Raw genomic sequence first — 20,481 nt, forward strand, 5'->3', positions numbered from 1 at the left:
GCCTGCCTGAGCCACTGGCTCAGGCAGGCCGATGCGCTGACCGGCGCGCTTCAGGACTGCAGGCTCTTCTTCAGGTTCAGCACCCGCGTGGCCGACTCGTCCACCCGCGCCGCGAAGGCCGGGTCGGACTGGGCGGTGGCGATGAGGGCCTTGACCATGTCCGCGGCCACCGTCGGGTCCGCCGAGGCCAGCACGAGGTCGCATCCGGCCCGGATCGCCCGCACGGCCCGATCGCCCGCGCCCACGTCCTTGACCTGGACGGCGGCGGAGACGTCGTCGGTGATGACCACCCCGGAGAAGCCCATCTCCGTGCGCAGCATGTCGGTGACGATCTTCGAGGAGAAGACCGCCGGCGCCGAGGAGTCAATGAGCGAGTACGTCGCCGAGGAGACCATGATGACCTGCGCACCGGCGGCGATGGCGTTGGCGAAGACGCCGACGGCGGCGTCGGGCAGGCGGCTTGTGGCGGAGTCGACGACACCCGCGGAGGTGTCCGTGTTGTCCTTCACCCGTCCCAGTCCCGGGAAGTGCTTGTAGGTGGGGATGACCTTCGATGCCTGCATCCCCTCGGCGAAGGCGCCGGCCTGGGAGGAGACGGTGGCGGCGTCGTGCCCGTACTCCCGCCCCCAGCGGCCGATGGGCTCGTTGGAGGCCGGCCGGGCGATGTCGACCAGGTCGACCACCGGGGCCAGGTTCATGTTGACCCCGACCCCGGCCAGCTCCTTGCCCCAGGTGCGCGCCGCCGCCACCAGCTGCTCGCGCGACTGGGCGGACTGCTCCAGCGCCGAGGGGATGTCGGAGAAGCCCGCACCGGACAGGACCTGGACCTCGCCGCCCTCCTGGTCGGTGGCCACGAGCATCGGGGCGGCGTGGGTCGTGCCCGGGCCGGCCTTGGACGTGAAGGAGGCGATGACCTTCTGGGTCGCCTGGCTGCCCGCCGTGGTGCGGCCGGCGATGAAGATGTTGCCGACGTGGTGGGTCTCGACGGCCTGGGCGGAGGACTGCGTGGGGGCGGCGGCGTCCACCCCGACCATCATGAGCTGGCCGACCTTCTCCTCCAGGCTCCAGCCGGCCAGCGCTCCGTCGGTGGCCGTCGCGGTGGCCGACGGCGTCGCGCTCGCAGCCGCGGTGGGCGAAGGAGCGGCGCTCGACACAGCCGGCTTCGGGGTCGTCGGCCGCACGCTGGGGGAGGAGGAGCCGGCCGACGAGGAGCCGGGGATCAGCGAGCATCCCGCCAGGGAGCCGGCGCCCAGGAGGGCCGCCAGGAGCACTGGCCGCCGACTCACGTGATGCGGCGAGGACTGGCTGGTGGCGCCAGGGGCGAGGGGCTTGCCGGTGTCGGAAGTGTCAGGCCGATAACGGTCGTTCATGCCGGCCACACTAAGGCAGGTCCCTGGGTGCTTGCGAGGTCATGACCCTGACGGTCTGCTCGCGCACTGTTCGCGGTGCTACTCCCAGCCCAGCTCGTGGAGGCGCTCGTCGGGGATGCCGAAGTGGTGGGCCACCTCGTGGATGACGGTCACGGTGATCTCCTCCTCCAGCTCCTCGCGACTGGAGCACCAGCGCTCCAGGGGCCCGCGGAAGATGAGGATGCGGTCGGGCAGCACCATGGACCAGCCCTCGTCGCGCTCAGTGAGCGGGACGCCGTCGTACAGCCCCAGGAGCGTGGGCAGGCCGGAGTCGTCGTAGTCCTCCTCGGTGAGCATCTCCGGGTCGGGCTCGTCCTGAACGAGGACGACGACGTTGTCCATCACCTCGGCCAGGTCGGCGGGGATCCGGTCGAGGGCGTCACCGACGACGTCCTCGAACTCCTGCTGCGACATCCTGACCGGCCGCGGTTCCCGGGTGCGGTCCGGCTCCTGGTGGTGCTCGTGGCTCACGATCTCAGCCTGCCAGACCTCCCGGCTCCGCCCCGGGAGCCCTCGCGGGCCGGAATCCCGCCGAAACCGAGCGGTGAGGAGGGTCACGCTCCCGGGATTTGCGCTGCGGAAGACTGTCCCCTTAGTGTTCATCCCGGTTCGAGGCGCGACGACGTCGAAGGCCCCTGGCCCCCATCGTCTAGCGGCCTAGGACCCCGCCCTTTCACGGCGGTAGCACGGGTTCAAATCCCGTTGGGGGTACGGATTCGCACAAGTGAATAACACAGTGAATTCACACTGGCCTCGTGGCGCAGTTGGTTAGCGCGCCGCCCTGTCACGGCGGAGGTCGCGGGTTCAAGTCCCGTCGAGGTCGCGGAAAGGTCGGTCCGGTCAGAAATGGTCGGACCGATTCCATCCCAAGGCTCTGTAGCTCAGTTGGTAGAGCGTTCGACTGAAAATCGAAAGGTCACCGGATCGACGCCGGTCGGAGCCACTGCGAAAGGCCCGGAACCCACAAGGTTCCGGGCCTTCGCTCATGACCGGGTGAGCCCCGAGTCGGAGCGGAGGGACTCACTGGCGGTCGCGCCGGTAGCTGCGCACGGAGGCGAAGATGGCGAAGGCGACGGCGGCCACCGGCCAGAGGATCCAGGAGATGTCCCAGGCGTCGAAGATGAAGCTCCACAGCAGGTAGATGACCACTGCGGCCGGCCAGTAGATGCTGGCTACGAGGGTGGTGAAGGGGTCGTCGTCCTGATTGCCGCCCCAGGAGGCCGGCTCGCCGACGGGCGCGGGGCCGACGGGACGGCTGGGCCCGGAAGCCACCGGGGCGCCGGCGGGGGCCGCCTGCGGGGCGCCGGCGGGCTGGATGTCCTGAGCGATGCCCAGGACCGGGGCCAGCTCGTGAAGGTTGCCGAAGTCGGTGATGACCTGCCCGACTGCCTCGTTGTGGGTCTTGCCCTGAGCGATGGCGTCGTTGTAGGCGTCCTCCATCATGGCGCGCAGCTCGGCGCGGGCCTCAGTCAGGCGAGGCGTGGTCGGGTAGGGGGCGAACATGTTGTCGAGGAAGGTCTCGATGGTGTCCATCAGCGGGCTCCTTTCGCGAAGCGGTCGACGAGGGTCTTGGTGTCCTCCCACTCGGCGACCTTGGCGGTCAGGTGGGTGGTGCCTTCGGAGGTGAGGCGGTAGTAGGTGCGGGACTTGCCGGAGTCGGACACTCCCGAGTAGGAGGCCGTCAGGCCGCTGGACTCCAGACGCTTGAGGGCCGTGTAGAGGGTGGTCTGCTTGATGGTGTACTCGCCGTCGGAGACCTCGGTGATGGTCTTGGCCAGGTCGTAGGCGTAGGACGGCTGCCGCTTGAGCAGGGACAGGACGATGAGGTCGATGTAGCCGCGAATGGCATCTGCGCTGATCATGTGAACCCTCCTTCCTTGGTTCGTGATGGCGGGGCCCTGAGGTCCTTGCGTGCATCTAACGTACTACGACACACGTAGTACGTCAAGCGGAAGTTGGGAGGGGTGGTTCCCACTGCCAGCCATACGTCACAGCCCAGGCACAGCGGGGCTGCTTAAGGTGGCGTCATGCTCGTCGCAGCCACCACCCCTCCCGCGACCCCCAGCGCAGATCCCAGCGCGAGTCCCTCCGCTCCCACGCCCACCAGCACTTTCACCGGCATACCCGAGGTCAACGTGCACCAGACCGTCAAAGTGGTGACCAAGACGACGAACGACCTGGTCACCATCGCCTGGCACGCCGGGCTGGGCGCTGTCATCGGTCTCGTCATCGCTTTCGTGGTGGTGGCGATCCTGACGTTCATGGGCAGGCGCCGCCTCCTGTACCACGAGGTCGTGGAGCTTGGGCGCCGGCCCGTCTTCGCCGTCGGCGCCATGACCGGGGCATTCCTGGGTTCCCAGCTGGCCCTGGCCGGGCTGCGGCTCGACAAGAGCGACTCCACAACGATGGTCGTCGTCGAACGCGGGCTCACCATCGCCCTCATCGGCTCGGTGACCTGGCTCGTCGTCGCCTTCGCCAAGTCCATCGAGTCCACCGTCGTCAAGGGGGCACAGGCCGGCGGGGACCAGGGGCGCGCCAACCGGGTGACCACCCAGAGCCAGGTCCTCCGACGCGTCGCCCAGGCCATCATCGTCATCGCCGGGCTCGTCAGCGCCATCATGACCTTCCCCAGCGTCCAGTTCGCCATGGGATCGCTGCTCGCCTCGGCCGGCCTGGCCTCCGTCATCGCCGGTATGGCCGCCCGCTCCATGCTCGGCAACGTCTTCGCCGGCCTCCAGCTGGCCACCACCGACGCCATCCGCGTGGGCGACATCGTCGTCGTCGACGATCAGCAGGGCACCATCGAGGAGATCACCCTGACCTACGTGGTCATGCGCACCTGGGACGACCGGCGCCTCATCCTGCCCTCGACCCACTTCACCGAGAACCCCTTCGCCAACTGGACACGCGGAGGCTCCCAGGCCACCGGCTTCTTCACCCTCGACCTGGACTGGCGCGTGCCCATCGCCTCGCTGCGCGCCGAGCTGGCCCGCCTCGTGGCCGCCTCGTCGGTGTGGGACGGGCGCCAGGCCTCCCTGGAGGTCTTCGACGCCGTCGGCGGTCACGTCACCGTGCGCATCGTCCTGACCGGGGACAATCCCGGTGATGTCGGCGCCCTCAAGTCCTACGTGCGTGAGGAGCTGGTCACCTGGCTCCAGCGGGAGGCCCCCTACGCCCTGCCGCGCACGCGAGTGGAGGTCGAGCAGGTCGAGGTCACCCATGACCTCGACCCCGAGAAGGTGGCCCGTGCGGCGGCGGAGATCGTCGCCAAGCAGAAGGACGCTCCCACCGACACCACCCCGGCAGCTACGGGAAGCGGGGACGATGCCGCCGTGACCACGGAGGCCGAGGGGGAGAGCGCGGCCCACGGTCTGGGAGCCCGGCGGGCCGTCACCCTGGGGCGGGCCATGGGGCGCTCCCTGCTGCACCGCGCCCGGCGCGGAGGACTGGGACCCAGGTGAGCCGGGCCGCCGCTACGCGGCCGACGCCCCAGCGGATGGGTGAGTTTTCGCTGCGTGAACGCATCTCGCCCGGCGCCGTCGGGCGGGTGACGATGAGCCCATGAGTACCAACGCGAGCAGCGAGCCCTCCGTGACGTCCGCCTCCGTGCCCTCCGGCCCGACCCTCGACCTGGAGGCCGCCGCGCGCACCGACGCCCAGTGGCGCGCAGCCCTGAGCCCCATGGAGTACCACGTGCTGCGCGAGGCCGGCACTGAGCGCCCCTTCACCGGGGCCCTGCTCGACGAGCGCCGCGAGGGCGTCTACCGCTGCCGCGGCTGCGGCGCCGAGCTGTTCCGCTCCACCACCAAGTTCGACTCCCACTGCGGCTGGCCCTCCTTCTACGACCCCTCCGAGTCCGAGGCGGTCACCCTGAGCACCGACACCTCCCACGGCATGGTGCGCACCGAGGTCCGCTGCGCCACCTGCGGTAGCCACCTGGGACACGTCTTCGACGACGCCCCCCAGCCCCCCACCGGCCAGCGCTACTGTATGAACTCCGTGAGCCTGACCTTCGAGGAGGAGCAAGCATGATCCGGGTCCTGAGCCTCAACCTGCAGCACGGTCTGCCCGGCGCCGGGGCCGGGGACGGCAGCGCCTCCACCGGCTCGCTGGCCGGGGCCGACATCTCCGACCCCGCCACCGCACGCGCCGTCATGCGGGCCACGGCCGAGCAGATCGCCGAGCTGGCCCCCGACATCGTTGCCCTCCAGGAGGTGGACCTGGGCCAGGCCCGCTCCGGGCGCCTGGCCCAGGTCGCCTTCCTGGCTGAGGAGCTGGGCATGCCGACCTGCCGCTTCTCCGCCAGCTACGCCGGGCCGGTGGTGGGGCTGCGCCGTCGGCCCCTGCGCACCGCGCTGAGCTCGCCGACCGATGACGTCCTGGGGCTGCTGCGCGCCGCCGTCGGGGCCGGGCCGATCGGCTACGGCAACGCCCTCCTGTCGCGGTTCCCGGTCTCCGGCTGGCACGTCAAGCGCCTGGGGCGCGGGGCCTCCAGCGTGGAGAAGCGCGGCGAGCGGGCCTGGGACCCGCGCTCCTACCACGTGTCCACCGCCTCCCAGCGCATCATGGTGGCCGCCACCCTCGAGGTGCCCGAAGGCGCCGGTGGGCCGATCCACCAGTTGTCGGTCGCCTCCACCCACCTGGCGACCCGCGAGTCCATGGCGGCGCGCCAGCTCGCCGCCGCCTGGGGGGCGCTCGCCGGGCTGCCCGGGCCGCACCTGCTCGTGGGCGACTACAACCTCTCCGCCGAGCAGGTCGACGTCCTGGGGCTCGGGCGGACCGTGGGGGAGGGGCTCACCTTCCCGGCAGCCGACCCCAAGCGGCGCATCGACCACGTGCTGACCGACCTGTGGCCCACCGGCCCCGACGGCCTGCCGCTGACCGATGAGGCCGCTGCGGCCGGCGGGGGACCGCTCCTGCGCGCCGTGGAGTGGGGCACGACCTCCTTCATCATCTCCGACCACGTCGGCACCTGGGTGGACCTCGAACCGGTCGGCTAAGGCGTACTGCCGCGGCCTCGCCCGCGCGTTCGTAGGGTAGGTCGCGCGTTCGGGGGTTCAGGGTACGAACGCGAGGGCTACCCTACGAACTCGTCGCGCCGGGGCCTATGAGAGGGGGAGACCATGGCTGATGTGGTGGCGGGACTGGCCGTCTTCGGCGCGGTCATCGCCATCGGCTGGCTACTGGTGCGCACCCGGGCCGTACCCGCTGACGCCGACGGGGTCCTCACCCGCGTCTGCTTCTTCGCCGCCACCCCGGCCCTGCTCGTGACCACGCTGAGCCGCGCCGACCTGACGGCGGTCCTCTCCCGCTCCACCGCCGTGGCCGTGGCCGCCGAGCTCGCGGCCATCGTCTCGGCCTGGTGCCTTCACCGCCTCGTGCTGCGCCGCCCCACCGCCGAGGCCACCATCGGCGCGCTCGCCTCCGGCTACGTCAACGCCGCGAACCTGGGGATCCCGGTGGCCGTCCTCGTGCTGGGGGACGCGGCCACCATTGCCCCGATCCTCCTGCTCCAGCTCCTCGTGCTCACCCCGGCCACCTTCACCGTGCTCGACGCCGTCACCCGCCGCGGCAACCCGTCTCGCCTGGCGACCTTGACCGTCCCGCTGCGCAACCCGCTCCTGTGGGGTGTTGTGGCCGGGACCGCGGCGAACCTGGGCGGCGTGGACCTCAAGGAGTGGGGCGGCGGCTACCCGGCCCAGGGCCTGGAGATGCTCGGGCGCGTCGCGGTGCCGCTCATGATGCTGGCCCTGGGCATGAGCCTGGCCGGGGCGCCCCGTCCCCTGCACAATCCCGCGCCGGAGGAGGCCGCCCCGCCCCCGCCGGGCTTGCCGGCCCGATCGGTGCAGTCGGTCCAGTCAGCCCGCCAGGGGCAGGAAACCCAGGTGGCGGAGGCGGGATCGGAGGCGCACGCGGCCGACACCACGGGAGGCCGACTGCCCGAAGAGGGGGCGCCGGCGCTCGGGGCGAGGTCGTGGTCTCATCATGGTGCGGGCCGGCGCAGCGGCCTGTGGCTGGCGGTGGGCTGGAAGCTTGCCGTCATGCCGGGGCTGGCCGCCGCCGTCGGACTGGCAGCGGGACTCAGCGGAGCACAGCTGCTCGCCCCGGTCGTCACCGCCGCCCTGCCCACGGCGCAGAACGTCTTCATGTACGCCTCGCGCTACGGGGTGGCCAAGGACCTGGCCCGCGACGCCGTCCTGCTGACGACAGCCGGATTCGTGCCCGTGGTCCTGCTGGCCGCCGCGATCCTGCGCTGAGCCCGCGCGATCGTACTGCCCGGCTCCGGCGCCAGCGTTGTCACTGTCGCGGCCCCTTACCCGTGCGTTCGTAGGGTAGGTCGCGCGTTCGGGGGTTCAGGGTACGAACGCGAGGGCTACCCTACGAACGCGTCGCGCCGGGCCCCTCAGGGCAGCTCGTCGCGCGTGGGAGGATTGGCCCCGTCCCGTGAGACCGTGATGTCGGCGATGGCCGCGGCGTGGCGCATGATCCGCTCCAGGGTCGCGGCGTCCACGGCGCGCAGCGCCTCGCGCCGGTCCGCGCCCACGAGGTCCTCGCTCCACAGGGCGTCCTCCAGGCCGCCCATGAAGGAGTCGCCGGCGCCCACTGTGTCCGCCACCACGACGCTCGGGTCGGCGGGCACCTCCAGGCGCACCCCCGAGGCGGACAGGGCAAGAGCCCCCATTTTGCCGCGCGTGACGACCACGACGGCCACGCCCTTGTCCAACCAGGAGCGCAGCACCGTCTCCAGGTCCGCGTCCCGGCCGTAGAGCCAGGCGATGTCCTCGTCGGAGCACTTGACCAGGTCGGACAGGCCCACGAGGCGCTCGACGATCTGGCGGGCGTCCTCCGGGTCACCCATGAGCTGGGGGCGGGCATTGGGATCGTAGGCGATGGTGGAGGTGGCGCGGGTCTCACGCAGCACCTGCTCCACGGTGGCGGCGCCGGGGGCAAGGATCGCTGCGATCGAGCCGGTGTGCACCAGCAGTGGTGCCTGCCCGTCAGCCAGGTTCGGGCGCGGCGGGTTCCAGTCCAGGTCGAAGACGTAGCTGGCGGCGCGGTCCTCCCCGATGGTGGCCTGCGCCGTGGAGGTGCGCGTCGCGCCGTCGGCGCCCGGAGCCAGGCGGACCCCGGAGGCCTCCAGGTGGGAGCGCACGGCCTTGCCGCGCTCGTCGGTGCCGATCCAACAGTGCAGCTCGACGTCACGACCCAAACGCGCCAGCCCCAGGGCCACGTTGGCGGGTGCGCCGCCGGGGATGTCCACGGGCTCCTGCCCGGGGTGGATAACGACGTCAACCAGGGCCTCGCCGATGACGAGGGCGGATCCTGGGCGGCCGGGTGCGGTCATGGGTGACTCCTTCGTGCAGGACCGGGGTCCGGTGGCAGTGAACTGAGACGAGACGTGGGAGGGACGTAAGACGGAACGAGGCGGTGAGAGGACTCGGGCGGATGAGGAACGCGGTGGTGCAACACTGCCCGGCAGTGGCCGGCGCGCTGGTCGATGCGCGGGGCCGAAGGGTGAACGCCCACAGACTACCGATCCGGCGCCGCTCTCAGGGCCCGTCTCGCCCAAGAGTGTCCAAATCGGTGACAAAGGGCTTTCGGCTCCCAGGCCACATGAACGAATACCTTGAAATCATGCGGTTGTGTTCCGTCCGGATGGGAGGGATCTGAGCCTTTGTCTCCGATGCTGGACATCTACGGCTCTCTTCGGGCTTCTGCTGTGGTGCCCGGTGGCGCTCGATCAGTGTGCTACCGCCAGCCGGAGCCCCGGTCAACTCGGTCAGTTCGCCGCGCGTGCGGGCACGGGCGTGACTTCCAGGCCAATGGCAACGTCGCCATATGCGGGCACGTGCACGCAGCCTGGAGCCGCCGATCCGGGCGGGTCATACCCAGCCAGCCCCGGGTCTCGTCAGTCCTCAGGGTCCTCCTGCGCGACCGCGGCCAGGCGGGCGCGGGCCTCATCGAGCCAGGTCTGGCAGCGCTGGGCCAGGGCCTCGCCGCGCTCCCACAGCGCCAGGGAGTCCTCCAGGGGGACGGAGCCCGCCTCAAGACGCTGCACGACTGCCACCAGCTCCTCACGGGCCCGCTCATAGCTGAGCGAGGCGACATCCTCGTTGGCGCCGGAGGCCCCGCCGGCGCCAGGAGCTGATGACGCTGAAGACCCTGACGATGCTGAGGACGCCGAGTAGGGGCTGTTGTGGGGCGAGTACTCCTCTGGGTACTGGTCGGAGTACGGGCCGGGGTTCATCTCGGAGCTCACCCCCCGATTCTTGCACGGGCCGGCCCCGGGCAGGGCGGGTCGGACGGTCTGAGACAGTGTCCGCAGGGTAAAAGTGTCCAAGAGGGACGACTTTGACGGTGCCCCGTCTCAGTGGCGTTCGCATCTGCGCTGGTCAGAGCGTTTTAGCGCGGCATCGACTGGTTGTAAAGGCTCCAAAGTCGTCCCATCTGGACAAAATCCGGGTCTGAGAGCCTTCCTGACTTTTGCTGGTCCCGGTCGACGTGCACCGATACGTCAGACCACTTCTATCCTGCTGCGTCGTTGGAGGTCGTTTCACCGAGGTGTGTCAGCACTTCCGCCAAACCTGTCTGCGCCAGTGCCTTGCGGCCGGCCGCCCGGAGCGCGAGGACGCAAAGCCTCGACCACCGCGCCCCAGGGGGCCGCCTGCGCGCCCTACAGTGCGTCCTCGGGCCTCCAGCAGGCCGCGAGCAGGCACGGTCCCCGAGGCCTTGGCGGCGCCCAGTTGCTCTTCAGTCGATATCGGCGGGCCGGGGCTTGGTGGCGCCGACGACCTGGGCGACGAGCCGTCCCTGGGCCAGGACGCCCTCGATGAGGTCGCCCTTCTTGACGTCCTCGGCGCTGGTGATGACCTTGCCGCCGGGAGTGCGCAGAATCGTGTAGCCGCGGTCCAGGACCCCCTGCGGCGACAGCGCCGTCAGCCGGGCGTGGTCGGCGCGCAGGTCCGCGGCCGCCAGCGACAGGCGATGCTCCACGGCCCGGCGCATCCTGTCGCGGGCCTGACCCAGCTCGATGACCCGGTCGCGCACGATCGAGGTGGGGTCGGCCATGACCGGCCGGGCCCGCAGCTGGTCCAGGGCCGCCTGCTCGGCGTCCAGCCGCGAGGCGAGCACGCTGCGCAGGCGCTCGCGGGCCGAGTCCAGACCCACGGTCTCCTGGGCGAGGTCGGGGACGATCCGGCGGGCGGCGTCGGTGGGGGTGGAGGCCCGGTAGTCGGCCACCAGGTCCAGCAGGGGGCAGTCGGTCTCGTGGCCGATCGCGGAGACCAGCGGCGTGCGGCAGGCGGCCGCGGCGCGCACGAGGCCCTCATCGGAGAAGGGCAGCAGGTCCTCGACGGCGCCGCCCCCGCGGGCCACGACGATGACGTCGATCTGCGCATCGGCGTCGAGCTCCTGGATGGCCCGGGTAACCTCGCCGACGGCGCGCGCCCCCTGGACGGCGACCTCCCGCACCTCGAAGGGCAGGCCGGGCCAGCGCAGGCGGGCGTTGACCAGCACGTCGTCCTTGGCCTTGGCCTGGCGCCCGCACACGAGTCCCACCTTGCGCGGCAGGAAGGGCAGGGGCCGCTTGCGCTCGGCGTCGAACAGGCCCTCGGCGGCCAGGATGCGGCGCAGCTGCTCGATGCGGGCCAGCAGGTCGCCGACGCCGACGGGCCGGATGTCGTCGGCCTGCAGCTGGAGCGAGCCCCGCTTGGCCCAGAAGGTGGGCTTGGCGCGCACCACCACGCGGGCCCCCTCGCCGAGCTCGGCGCCGGTGCGCGCCAGGACGGCGTCGAGGACCCGGGCGTAGATGGACACCGACATGGAGATGTCGGCATCCGTGTCCCGCAGGGTGAGGAAGGCCATGCCGGCGCCGGGGCGGCGGTTGAGCTGGATGACCTGCCCCTCCACCCACACCTGGCTCATGCGGGCCACGTACTGGTCGATCTTGGAGGACAGCAGCCGCAGCGGCCACGGGTTCTCCGCGGTGGTGAGGTTCGCTCGCGGCGCCAGCTCCCGGGGGCCGCCGGGGCCGCCGGGGTTGCCGGGGCTGGCGCCCGCGTCGGGGCGAGACGCGCGGCCGGCACCGGGGGAGGGCTGCGGGCTGTGCGGGGAGGGGCTCTGGCCTGTCACATGCACCACTGTGCCACGTCCACCACTGGGGACCTGGGTCCCCCTGTGGCACAGTGGTGACCGTGACGACCACCGAGCTCGCCAGTGAGCACACCGACGCCGCGGCCCCCTCTCCCAAGGGCGGCAAGCGGATCCTCATGGCCGCCCCGCGCGGCTACTGCGCCGGCGTGGACCGCGCCGTTGACGCCGTCGAGCAGGCCCTGGCCCACTACGGGGCGCCGATCTACGTGCGCAAGGAGATCGTCCACAACAAGTACGTCGTGGAGGCCCTCTCCAAGCGCGGCGCCATCTTCGTCTCAGAGACCGACGAGGTGCCGGTGGGGGCTCGCGTCGTCTTCTCCGCCCACGGCGTCTCCCCGGCGGTCCACGCCGAGGCCGCCGAGCGCCGGCTTGACACGATCGACGCGACCTGCCCGCTGGTGACCAAGGTGCACAAGCAGGCGGTGCGCTTCGCGGACAAGGACTACGACATCATCCTCGTGGGCCACACCGGCCACGAGGAGGTTGAGGGCACCCAGGGTGAGGCCCCCGACCACATCCAGGTCGTCAACGGCCCCCACGAGGTGGACCAGGTCGAGGTGCGCGACCCCTCCAAGGTGGTGTGGATCAGTCAGACCACCCTGAGCGTCGACGAGACCATGGAGACGGTGCGCCTGCTGCGCGAGCGCTTCCCGGAGATGATTGACCCGCCCGGCGAGGACATCTGCTACGCCACCCAGAACCGTCAGGCCGCGGTCAAGAAGATCGCCCCGAGGGTGGACCTCATGATCGTGGTCGGCTCCGGCAACTCCTCGAACTCGGTGCGCCTCAAGGAGGTGGCCCTCGAGGCCGGTGCGGGCGCCGCCCACCGGGTGGACTTCGCCAGCGAGATCGACCCGTCCTGGTTCGACGGCGTCGAGACGGTCGGCCTGACCTCGGGCGCCTCGGTACCGGAAATCCTAGTGCGTGAGGTGGTGGAGCGCCTGGCCGAGCTCGGCTTCGACGACGTCGAGGAGGTGCGCACCACCACGGAGAAGATCTCCTTCTCCCTGCCCAAGAACCTGCGCGCGGACCTCATGGCGGCTCAGGGTGCCGCCTCGGCACACAAGCGTCGCGAGCCGGCTGCCGACCACACCTGCTGAGGCTGCGCTGCCCCCGGTTGCGGGGCCGGTCGTGAGCCTCTGCACAGGCCAGGGGCGTGAGACAGACCGAAGGTGAACGCCGGGTTGCATGGTTGACGATTACCCTCGGTCGGGTGACACACTCCCATGACGAGTCCGCCCCCAGTGGCCCTGCCCCCGCCGCGTCGGGCGGGCGGCCCGCTGCCGGCGGCGCCGACAGTTCCGACAGTGCTGACAGTTCCGGCAGTGCTGCCCCTGTGACCTCGCCGGATCCTGTTGGCGCGGTGGTCTCCGGCGTCTCCGGCCAGGTTTCCAACGAGGTTTTGGAGGAGGACGGCGGGCTGCACCGGAGCCTGACCAGCAGGCACATGCAGATGATCGCCATTGGCGGCGCCATCGGCACGGGGCTGTTCGTGGCCTCGGGTGCCACGGTCTCTACGGCCGGACCGGGCGGCGCCCTGGTGGCCTATGCGGCCATTGGCCTCATGGTGCTGCTGCTCATGCAGTCCCTGGGTGAGATGACGGCGCACATGCCGGTGGCCGGCTCCTTCCAGACCTACGCCACCCGGTTCGTCAGCCCCTCCTTCGGCTTCGCGATGGGCTGGAACTACTGGTTCAACTGGGCGATCACGGTGGCGGCCGAGCTGGTGGCCGCCGGAATCGTCATGCGCTACTGGCTGCCGGGGGTGCCCTCGTGGATCTGGGCGGCGCTGTTCCTGACCCTGTTGACGACGCTCAACGCCCTGTCGGCCCGCGCCTTCGGGGAGGGGGAGTTCTGGCTGTCGGCCATCAAGGTGGTGACGGTCATCGTCTTCCTCGCGGCGGGTCTGGCGATGATCGCCGGCATCATCGGCGGGAGGTCCCCGGGCTTCAGTAACTGGGTCGTCGACGACGCGCCCTTCCACGGCGGGATGCTGGCGATCGTGTCAGTGTTCATGGTGGCCGGGTTCTCCTTCCAGGGCACCGAGCTGGTGGGCGTGGCGGCCGGTGAGGCCCGCAACCCGCGCCGGGACGTGCCCAGGGCGATCCACACGGTGTTCTGGCGGATCATGATCTTCTACATCGGGGCGATCACGGTCGTCGGTTTCCTCATCGCTTTCAACGACAGCCGGCTGCTGCACACTGAGACCGAGGACGTGGCCTACTCGCCCTTCACCCTGGTCTTCGAGCGGGCGGGGATCGGGGTCGCGGCGGCTGTCATGAACGCCGTCATCCTCACCGCGGTGCTCAGCGCCGGTAACTCGGGACTGTACGCCTCGACCCGCATGCTGCACTCGATGGCCTTGCAGGGGCAGGCACCGGCCTGGTTCTCCTACGTCAACCGCCACGGGGTCCCGGTGCGGGCCCTGGGGGCGACGGCGCTGGTGGGGGCGGCCGGCTTCCTGACCGCGGTGGTGGGGCAGAACACCGCCTACGTCTGGCTGGTCAACGTCTCCGCCCTGTGCGGGTTCATCGTGTGGCTGGGGATCGCCGCGTGCCACTTCCGTTTCCGGCGCGCCTACGTGCTCCAGGGTAACGACCCGGCTGACCTGCCCTACCAGGCCCCCTGGTTCCCGCTGGGGCCGATACTGGCCTTCGCCCTGTGCGCCCTGGTGGTTCTGGGCCAGAACTATGAGGCGGTCTTCAAGGGACAGCTGGTGGCGGTGCTCTCCTCCTACATCGGTCTGCCGGTCTTCGGGGCCATCTGGCTGGGGCATCGCCTGGTGACCGGGTCGCGTATGGTGCGCCTGGAGGAGGCTGACGTCTCCGGCGCCGTCGTTGGCGAGCGCCGCTGAGTCCTGCTCAGACCAGCTGAGCTCGGCTGAGTTCCGCATCTGCCGGGATCATGTCCTGAACTCCATGACCGACGTCGGGGCACCGATCATCTGACCGGTGCCCCGACGCCGCGTTCAGGGGGCGTTGCACTCACTTGCGGCCGGTGACGCTCAGGTAGACGGAGATCGCGACGATGGCGGCGACGAGCGACAGACCCCAGCGAATCCAGTCGATCCCGTCGGTGTGGGCGACGCCGAAGAGACTGGCGACTGCGCCTCCGATGAGTGCGCCCACGGCGCCCAGCACGATGGTCCACAGGACCGAGATGTTCTGCTCGCCCCGCATGACGAGCCGGGCGAGGGCTCCGAGCACGGCGCCGGTGATGATCATTCCGATGAATGACAGCATGGTGTCTTCCTCCGAGAAGGTCCGATGGGGTGGAAGTGTCCGCCCCATCGGGTATTGAAACGTTCTGGCAGCGTGTCAACCAGTCATGAGATGGGAGACAACGCTGACTGATAGACGCCATAGAGGCGTCAATCGTCACGGGCCGAGAGTATGGCATGCGTTACGTCATGGTGGAGGCCGGGTGTCCGTCGGCGGTGAGCTCGGGTGCGGTGAAAGTGTGCACCTGGGCGGCGTCGGCACTGATGAGCGTGGGGGAGTCCACCTGCTCCCCGAGGGTCTCCAGGGAGCGGGCGGTCACCAGGAGCCGGTTCTCCATGGAGCCGACCGCCTTGTTGTAGGCGGTGACGCTGCGCCGCAGTGCCCCGCCCAGTGCGTCGAGGTGGCTGGCAACGGTCCCTAACCGCTCGTAGAGGGTGCGGCCGAGCTCCAGCAGCTCGCGGGCGTCGTCGTTGACGGCGGTGCGGGCCCAGGCTGTGGCACAGGTGCGCAGCAGGGTCAGCAGCGACACGGGTGAGGCCAGGGCGACGCCGCGCCCCAGCGCGTGCTCCAGGAGCGCGGGGTCCGCCTCCAGGGCGGCCGAGAGCACCGCCTCCGCCGGGACGAAGAGGACCACGAGCTCGGGGGAGTCCCCCAGGGCCCGGTCATAGCGTCGCGCGGCGAGCTGGTCGACGTGCCCGCGCAGCGCCCTGGCGTGAGCCTCCAGAAGCTGCCTGCGTCGCTCCTCGTCCTCGTCGCCGGCGCCCTGGACGGCGGTGGCCGCCAGGTAGGAGTCCATGGGCGCCTTGGCGTCCACGGCGAGGTAGCCGTCCCCGGGCAGGTGGACGACGACATCGGGCCGGGAGCGGCCGGCCGCACCCTCACCGGCGGCTGAGACGGCCGAGGCGGCTGAGCCCGGTGGACCCGCCGGCCCGCGGCGCCGCTGGACCAGCGCCCCGATGGTGCGCTGCTCGGAGAAGTCCACGTGCCGCATCATCCCGGAGGCCTCCAGGACCCGGGCCAGCTCGACCTCACCCCACATGCCGCGTGCCGAGCGTGAACGCAGCGCCCCCTCCAGACAGGCCGTGGAGCGGGCCAGGTCCTGCTCGCGCAGGGCGGTGGCCCGCAGCTGCTCGGCCAGGGCCGCGTGTTGCTCCGCCCGCTGCTTCTCCAAGGACTCCACCCGGGCCCCCACCTGCTCCAGCTGGCTGCGCACGGGGGCGAGCGCCCGCAGCACGGAGCCGTCACGCTCGGCGCGCTCCTCGGCCACCTGGGTGCGTGAGGACAGCTCCTCGGCCCGGGCCTGCCACTGGGCGGCCTGCGCCCGCAGGCCGGCCACCTGATCGCCCTCCGACTGGTGCGCGGCGGTGCGCCGGGCGAGCGCGCCGAGGTAGCCGATGACCACCCCGATCACCAGGCCGACGAGGAGCAGCAGGATGGGAAGAAGGACCGCTGAGGAGCTCATGAACCGATGGTGCCCGTGAGGTCCGACATCTATTACGTACCCTTAAGCCCCGCGGCGCCACGCCGCCGCAGGTCGCCCCGGCCGGCTGATTCGGCTCGCCCTCCCCACCCCGCCAAGCCACTCCGCTGATCCGGCCCCACCTGGCCATACCCGTCCTGACCCGGCGCTACCCGCCTGGCCCGGCCTTCCGCTCCGATCCGCCGGATCGGTCTGCTCCGGCGTCGTCGGGCGCGTTTCTCCCCGGCACGTACCAAAACTGACCGATTGGACCTGGGGCAACAGTCCTGTGTCCCGCCCGAGCCTCCCTGTGGCGGAGGTGAGGAGAGCAAGAGCACTGCCCTTCTGCTACCTCTGGATGATGGGGATTTGAGCAGGCGGTGCCATGCTTATCGGACGTGAGCCTCTTGCGCAGCATCCCGCTGACCAGCCTCCGAACGATCCTGGTCGTGCTGGTCCTCGCCGTTCTGACCACCGTCGTCGCGGCAGTCCTCCTGCCGCGAACTGTTCCGGCCGCCACGGGCGCCTTCAGCGCAGACAGGCCCACCCGACTCACCCGCCCCGCGCTGCGCACGGTGCTGCGGGCCGTAGGCCGCTACACGGCGCGCATCGTCATGGTGGGCGTGCCGGTGCTGCTCGTCGTGGCGCTGGGCGGCCTGCTCATCAACCGGCCCATGCACTACGTGCATACCGTCGGGGACCTCGCCAAGGCGGCCGCCCCTCGCGCTCAGGTCTCCTCGCGCATCGAGTCCCCGCCGAAGTCATCCGCTTTCGGCGCCGCCCCGGCCTCGGCCTGGAAGGCATCCTTCCACGACGTCGGCGACGGCTCGCAGGAGGCCACCTGGACCGGCCCGGTCAGCGGCATCAAGCTGCCGGTGCGCGTCGTCCTGCCGGCGGGCTACCGGCCTGATGACGGTCGCACCTACAACGTCCTTGTGGGCCTGCACGGCTGGGTCGGCGACCCGCAGTCCCTGGTGACGGGCCTCGCCTCATCCAAGCGACTCCAGGAGGCGATCGATGCCGGCCGTATCCCGCCGTCGATCCTGGTGTTCCCCTCGCTCAACGCGGACGGCGCCAGCCAGCCCGACTGCGTCAACATCAACGGCCGCCCGGCTGTGGGGACCTGGGTCGCGCAGGAGATTCCCCGCATGATCCAGGCGACCTTCCCCAACGTCACCACCCAGCGGGCCGGCTGGATGATCATGGGGATCTCGGCGGGCGCCTACTGTGCGGCACGCACCGCCTATGACGTCCCGCAGCGCTTCGGCTCGGTGGGTGTCATGTCCTCCTACGACCTGCCCGGTGAGGGGTCGCTGGCGCACAGCGGTAGGGAGCTCCAGGCGCAGAACGGGTTGTCCAGCATGCTGGGAAAGCGCAAGCCCGACGGTATGCGCTTCTACGTCCTGGGGGCCCAGGACGACCCGTACAGCACGGCCCGAACCGCCTGGAGCATGGATGAGGCGGTGCGGAAACCGGACTCGGTGACGGTTGATACCCCGGCCAAGGGTGGGCACTCCTGGACCCTGTGGAACAACCACTTCCCGTCGCTGCTGGCGTGGTGGGGCTCAGACCCGGCCGTGTTCGCGGCGGCCGGCCTTCCCGCGCCTCAAGGCGATGCGAGGGCCAAGGCCACCGCTGCTGGCGTGAAGCCCCTGTCGGAGACGTCCAAGGACCAGCGCGCGGCGCGGCCGGCCTCGCCAGTGCGTGCCAAACCGTTCGAGGTCAACGGTCTGGGCACGATGATCGTGGCCGTGGTCGTCTCGCTGGGGGCGCTGGGCGTTGTCTTGTTCTGGTCGCCCCGCTGGGGCCGACGGCGCGACGGCGGCAAGCGGTCGGTGGCGCGCCTGGGCGGCGCGATCCTGGGGCGCGTCGTGGTGATCCTGGTGGCGGCGAGCCTGGTTGCGGTGACGGTGGGGATCGGGGCCAACGCCGGCGGAGGCTTCTACACCTCGTGGAATGATCTGAGGGCCTCAGTCCGGACGAGCGGGAACTCCGGGAAGTGAGCGGGGCAGCCGACGGCGTGACCCGGCCGGGCGCCGTCGGGGCGCACGGTGTCACAGGGGCCGTCTAAACTCTGCTGCGTGGCACTTACCATCGGAATCGTCGGACTGCCCAACGTCGGCAAGTCCACCCTGTTCAATGCTCTGACCCGCGCGACCGTCCTGGCCGCCAACTACCCGTTCGCGACCATCGAGCCGAACGTGGGGGTTGTGCCCCTGCCGGATGCGCGCCTGGACAAGCTCGCCGAGCTGTTCCACTCCGCGAAGGTGGTGCCGGCGACGGTCTCCTTCGTGGACATCGCCGGGATCGTGCGCGGCGCCAGCGAGGGCGAGGGACTGGGCAACCAGTTCCTGGCCAACATCCGCGAGGCGGACGCCATCTGCATGGTGACGCGCGCCTTCGAGGACCCGGATGTGGTCCACGTGGATGGGAAGGTGGAGCCGGCCGGGGACATCGAGACGATCAGCACCGAGCTGGTGCTGGCGGACATGCAGACCCTGGAGAAGGCGATCCCGCGCCTGGAGAAGGAGGTGCGGGGCAAGAAGACGGAGCCCGTGGTGCTGGAGACGGCGCAGGCGGCCCTCAAGGTCCTGGAGGAGGGGACGCTGCTGTCCGCCGGGGCACAGGCCGCCGGGATTGATACGGAGGTGCTCAAGACCTTCCAGCTCATGACCACCAAGCCGTTTATCTACGTGTTCAACATGGACGACGCCGGGATGAGCGACGAGGCCCGTCAGGCTGAGCTGCGCGAGCTGGTGGCGCCGGCGGAGGCGATCTTCCTGGACGCCCAGTTCGAGGCCGAGCTCGTGGAGCTGGAGCCCGAGGAGGCGGCGGAGATGCTGCATGACAACGGGCAGGAGGAGTCCGGCCTGGACAAGCTGGCCCGGGTCGGGTTCGACACCCTGGGGCTGCAGACGTACCTGACGGCGGGGGAGAAGGAGTCCCGTGCGTGGACGATCCGCAAGGGCGCGACGGCGCCCCAGGCGGCGGGTGTCATCCACACGGACTTCGAGCGAGGCTTTATCAAGGCCGAGATCGTGAGCTACGACGACCTGGTCAAGTACGGCAGCGTTGCCGAAGCCCGCGCTCACGGCCGAGTGCGCATGGAAGGAAAGGACTACGTCATGGCAGACGGTGATGTCGTGGAGTTTAGGTTTAATGTGTAACCTATGAAAGGTGAATGAGCATGATTTGCTCAAAATGCTCAGCCAATGTTTCTGAATCGGACAGGTTCTGTTCGCATTGTGGCCATCCGCTTGAACTGGTTGCCACCAATTCGGTCGATGCGCGTAACGGGAAAATCGAGGCACCGATCCTTCAAGCTGGTCGCGACATTTTATATTGCCCAGAGCAGCCTGACTCACTCAAGGCTCCGAAGGCTTCGTATGATGCTGTACCGAAGTGGCGGAGTCCGTTTACGCAGGCGGTACTATCCTGGATAGGTGTAGTCCTGGGAGCTCTTGGAATCGTGCCGATTTCGAAAATTTTAGGATTTCATGCCGCACCGTCGGTGGGTATCGATTTGATCCTTTGGTTAGTTGCATTATTGATTGCATTCGTAGCGCTTGGTCTGGTGTGGTCGCTTCGCGAACTAACTAAGAGAGAAACGCGAAGGCCGTTAAGGTTTGGCTGGGCGATTAGTGGCTATAATCATCGAATTACGTTAGAAAAAATAGAAGTTTCACGCTGTCCCACATGTAATGGAAAAATGAAATATTATATGAAGCCGACCGACTGGTACTACCACATCAACAACAATGGCTCAAGGAAGCGGGTGGTCACTGAACGAACTCCAATGCTGGAGTGTCTGAGGAATCCCAAACATTCGTTCGAAGTGGATCCCGCGGCGGATAATGTTAGTTGATCCGTTAGATCTGGGCGGAGTTTCGAAAGCCGTCTTGCTTGGTAGTTCTATGAAAGACGTTTATGGGCATGGTGGGGTTTATTCATGCGGTGTGCGGCTGACTCTATCATTTTCCTGCGACACGCGGGCAACTCGGAATCCACGTATGGCGCTCTTAAACAAAATCGAACTCGCCGGACTTAGCTAAACCGCCTCTGACCTGGGCAGACACTGAAGCTTATTCATGGGGTGTAGGTGAATGTGAGTCCGAGGATGGCTGTGATGGTTTCTGGGAAGGTTTCTAGTGGTCTTGTGTAGTCGGTGTGCAGGACTCTCCAGGCCTTGATGTTGGCGATGGCTCTCTCGATCTTGTAGCGGATCTGGTTGACGGTTTTG

Annotated in this window: 18 protein-coding genes and 3 tRNA genes; 12 read left to right on the top strand and 9 right to left on the bottom strand. The window is 69.5% G+C overall.

Going from position 1 to position 20,481, the window contains the following annotated elements:
* Positions 1-50 precede the first annotated feature (50 nt).
* Both HMPREF2883_RS12675 and HMPREF2883_RS12680 read right to left on the bottom strand, forming a co-directional pair.
* Positions 51-1,379 carry a glycoside hydrolase family 3 N-terminal domain-containing protein gene (locus HMPREF2883_RS12675; protein ID WP_083313590.1) on the bottom strand — a complete coding sequence of 443 codons (1,329 nt, stop codon included), beginning with the start codon at positions 1,377-1,379 and terminating at the stop codon, positions 51-53.
* 69 nt (positions 1,380-1,448) lie between these two features.
* The gene (locus tag HMPREF2883_RS12680; protein ID WP_070662969.1) at positions 1,449-1,880 is read right to left on the bottom strand and encodes a metallopeptidase family protein; all 432 of its coding nucleotides are present in this window, start codon (positions 1,878-1,880) and stop codon (positions 1,449-1,451) included.
* Positions 1,881-2,047: 167 nt separating this feature from the next.
* Between HMPREF2883_RS12680 and HMPREF2883_RS12685 the strand changes: the two genes are divergently transcribed.
* From HMPREF2883_RS12685 to HMPREF2883_RS12695, 3 genes are all read left to right on the top strand, one after another.
* A tRNA-Glu gene (locus HMPREF2883_RS12685) sits at positions 2,048-2,120 on the top strand.
* Between the two features lie 38 nt (positions 2,121-2,158).
* Positions 2,159-2,232: transfer RNA gene (locus HMPREF2883_RS12690), tRNA-Asp, on the top strand.
* Between the two features lie 47 nt (positions 2,233-2,279).
* Positions 2,280-2,352: transfer RNA gene (locus tag HMPREF2883_RS12695), tRNA-Phe, on the top strand.
* 77 nt (positions 2,353-2,429) lie between these two features.
* On the opposite strand, the gene HMPREF2883_RS12700 is transcribed toward HMPREF2883_RS12695, so the two are convergent.
* Together HMPREF2883_RS12700 and HMPREF2883_RS12705 are read right to left on the bottom strand one after the other, a co-directional pair.
* Positions 2,430-2,942 carry a permease prefix domain 1-containing protein gene (locus HMPREF2883_RS12700; RefSeq protein ID WP_070662970.1) on the bottom strand — a complete coding sequence of 171 codons (513 nt, stop codon included), beginning with the start codon at positions 2,940-2,942 and terminating at the stop codon, positions 2,430-2,432.
* The gene (locus HMPREF2883_RS12705) at positions 2,942-3,271 is read right to left on the bottom strand and encodes a PadR family transcriptional regulator (protein WP_070662971.1); all 330 of its coding nucleotides are present in this window, start codon (positions 3,269-3,271) and stop codon (positions 2,942-2,944) included. The genes HMPREF2883_RS12700 and HMPREF2883_RS12705 overlap by 1 nt, the downstream gene beginning before the upstream one ends.
* Before the next feature lie 165 nt (positions 3,272-3,436).
* Here HMPREF2883_RS12705 and HMPREF2883_RS12710 point away from each other — a divergent pair, with 165 nt between their 5' ends.
* The 4 genes from HMPREF2883_RS12710 to HMPREF2883_RS12725 all read left to right on the top strand — a co-directional run bounded on the left by HMPREF2883_RS12710 (position 3,437) and on the right by HMPREF2883_RS12725 (position 7,666).
* Complete coding sequence (locus HMPREF2883_RS12710) at positions 3,437-4,870, top strand: mechanosensitive ion channel family protein (protein WP_070662972.1); 1,434 nt, start codon at positions 3,437-3,439, stop codon at positions 4,868-4,870.
* 100 nt (positions 4,871-4,970) lie between these two features.
* On the top strand, positions 4,971-5,441 hold the full coding sequence (msrB, locus tag HMPREF2883_RS12715; protein ID WP_070662973.1) for a peptide-methionine (R)-S-oxide reductase MsrB: 471 nt from the start codon (positions 4,971-4,973) through the stop codon (positions 5,439-5,441).
* A complete protein-coding gene (locus tag HMPREF2883_RS12720; RefSeq protein WP_070662974.1) occupies positions 5,438-6,409 on the top strand; it encodes an endonuclease/exonuclease/phosphatase family protein in 972 nt (323 codons plus the stop codon). Before msrB ends, HMPREF2883_RS12720 begins: the two co-directional genes overlap by 4 nt.
* 123 nt (positions 6,410-6,532) lie before the next feature.
* Entirely contained in the window at positions 6,533-7,666 is a 1,134-nt protein-coding gene (locus HMPREF2883_RS12725) for an AEC family transporter (protein WP_070662975.1), read from the top strand.
* Positions 7,667-7,812: 146 nt separating this feature from the next.
* Here HMPREF2883_RS12725 and HMPREF2883_RS12730 read toward each other — a convergent pair whose 3' ends face one another.
* The 3 genes from HMPREF2883_RS12730 to xseA all read right to left on the bottom strand — a co-directional run bounded on the left by HMPREF2883_RS12730 (position 7,813) and on the right by xseA (position 11,549).
* Positions 7,813-8,754, bottom strand: coding sequence for a carbohydrate kinase family protein (locus HMPREF2883_RS12730; protein WP_070662976.1), 942 nt, complete (start codon positions 8,752-8,754; stop codon positions 7,813-7,815).
* A gap of 564 nt (positions 8,755-9,318) precedes the next feature.
* The gene (locus HMPREF2883_RS14450) at positions 9,319-9,669 is read right to left on the bottom strand and encodes an exodeoxyribonuclease VII small subunit (RefSeq protein ID WP_371080875.1); all 351 of its coding nucleotides are present in this window, start codon (positions 9,667-9,669) and stop codon (positions 9,319-9,321) included.
* A gap of 491 nt (positions 9,670-10,160) precedes the next feature.
* Complete coding sequence (gene xseA, locus HMPREF2883_RS12740) at positions 10,161-11,549, bottom strand: exodeoxyribonuclease VII large subunit (RefSeq protein ID WP_070662977.1); 1,389 nt, start codon at positions 11,547-11,549, stop codon at positions 10,161-10,163.
* A 53-nt stretch (positions 11,550-11,602) separates the two neighbouring features.
* Here xseA and HMPREF2883_RS12745 point away from each other — a divergent pair, with 53 nt between their 5' ends.
* Positions 11,603-12,661 (top strand): 4-hydroxy-3-methylbut-2-enyl diphosphate reductase, encoded by a 1,059-nt coding sequence (locus HMPREF2883_RS12745; RefSeq protein ID WP_371080877.1) that lies wholly within the window; start codon positions 11,603-11,605, stop codon positions 12,659-12,661.
* Positions 12,662-12,774: 113 nt separating this feature from the next.
* Positions 12,775-14,415: an amino acid permease gene (locus HMPREF2883_RS12750; protein WP_141759129.1), complete on the top strand. Its 1,641-nt coding sequence runs from the start codon at positions 12,775-12,777 to the stop codon at positions 14,413-14,415.
* A gap of 130 nt (positions 14,416-14,545) precedes the next feature.
* Here HMPREF2883_RS12750 and HMPREF2883_RS12755 read toward each other — a convergent pair whose 3' ends face one another.
* Both HMPREF2883_RS12755 and HMPREF2883_RS12760 read right to left on the bottom strand, forming a co-directional pair.
* Positions 14,546-14,803, bottom strand: coding sequence for a GlsB/YeaQ/YmgE family stress response membrane protein (locus HMPREF2883_RS12755; RefSeq protein ID WP_070662979.1), 258 nt, complete (start codon positions 14,801-14,803; stop codon positions 14,546-14,548).
* Positions 14,804-14,963: 160 nt separating this feature from the next.
* Positions 14,964-16,244 (bottom strand): DNA recombination protein RmuC, encoded by a 1,281-nt coding sequence (locus tag HMPREF2883_RS12760; RefSeq protein ID WP_070662980.1) that lies wholly within the window; start codon positions 16,242-16,244, stop codon positions 14,964-14,966.
* Positions 16,245-16,639: 395 nt separating this feature from the next.
* On the opposite strand from HMPREF2883_RS12760, the gene HMPREF2883_RS12765 reads away from it, so the two are divergent.
* The 3 genes from HMPREF2883_RS12765 to HMPREF2883_RS14925 all read left to right on the top strand — a co-directional run bounded on the left by HMPREF2883_RS12765 (position 16,640) and on the right by HMPREF2883_RS14925 (position 20,106).
* A complete protein-coding gene (locus tag HMPREF2883_RS12765; protein ID WP_256277486.1) occupies positions 16,640-18,244 on the top strand; it encodes an alpha/beta hydrolase in 1,605 nt (534 codons plus the stop codon).
* Positions 18,245-18,322: 78 nt separating this feature from the next.
* Positions 18,323-19,408, top strand: a complete 1,086-nt coding sequence (ychF, locus tag HMPREF2883_RS12770) for a redox-regulated ATPase YchF (protein WP_070662981.1) — start codon at positions 18,323-18,325, stop codon at positions 19,406-19,408.
* A 14-nt stretch (positions 19,409-19,422) separates the two neighbouring features.
* Entirely contained in the window at positions 19,423-20,106 is a 684-nt protein-coding gene (locus HMPREF2883_RS14925) for a zinc ribbon domain-containing protein (protein WP_141759130.1), read from the top strand.
* Positions 20,107-20,481: the final 375 nt, after the last annotated feature.

It is taken from the genome of Actinomyces sp. HMSC075C01 (assembly GCF_001812965.1).
Taxonomy (GTDB): domain Bacteria; phylum Actinomycetota; class Actinomycetes; order Actinomycetales; family Actinomycetaceae; genus Actinomyces; species Actinomyces acetigenes.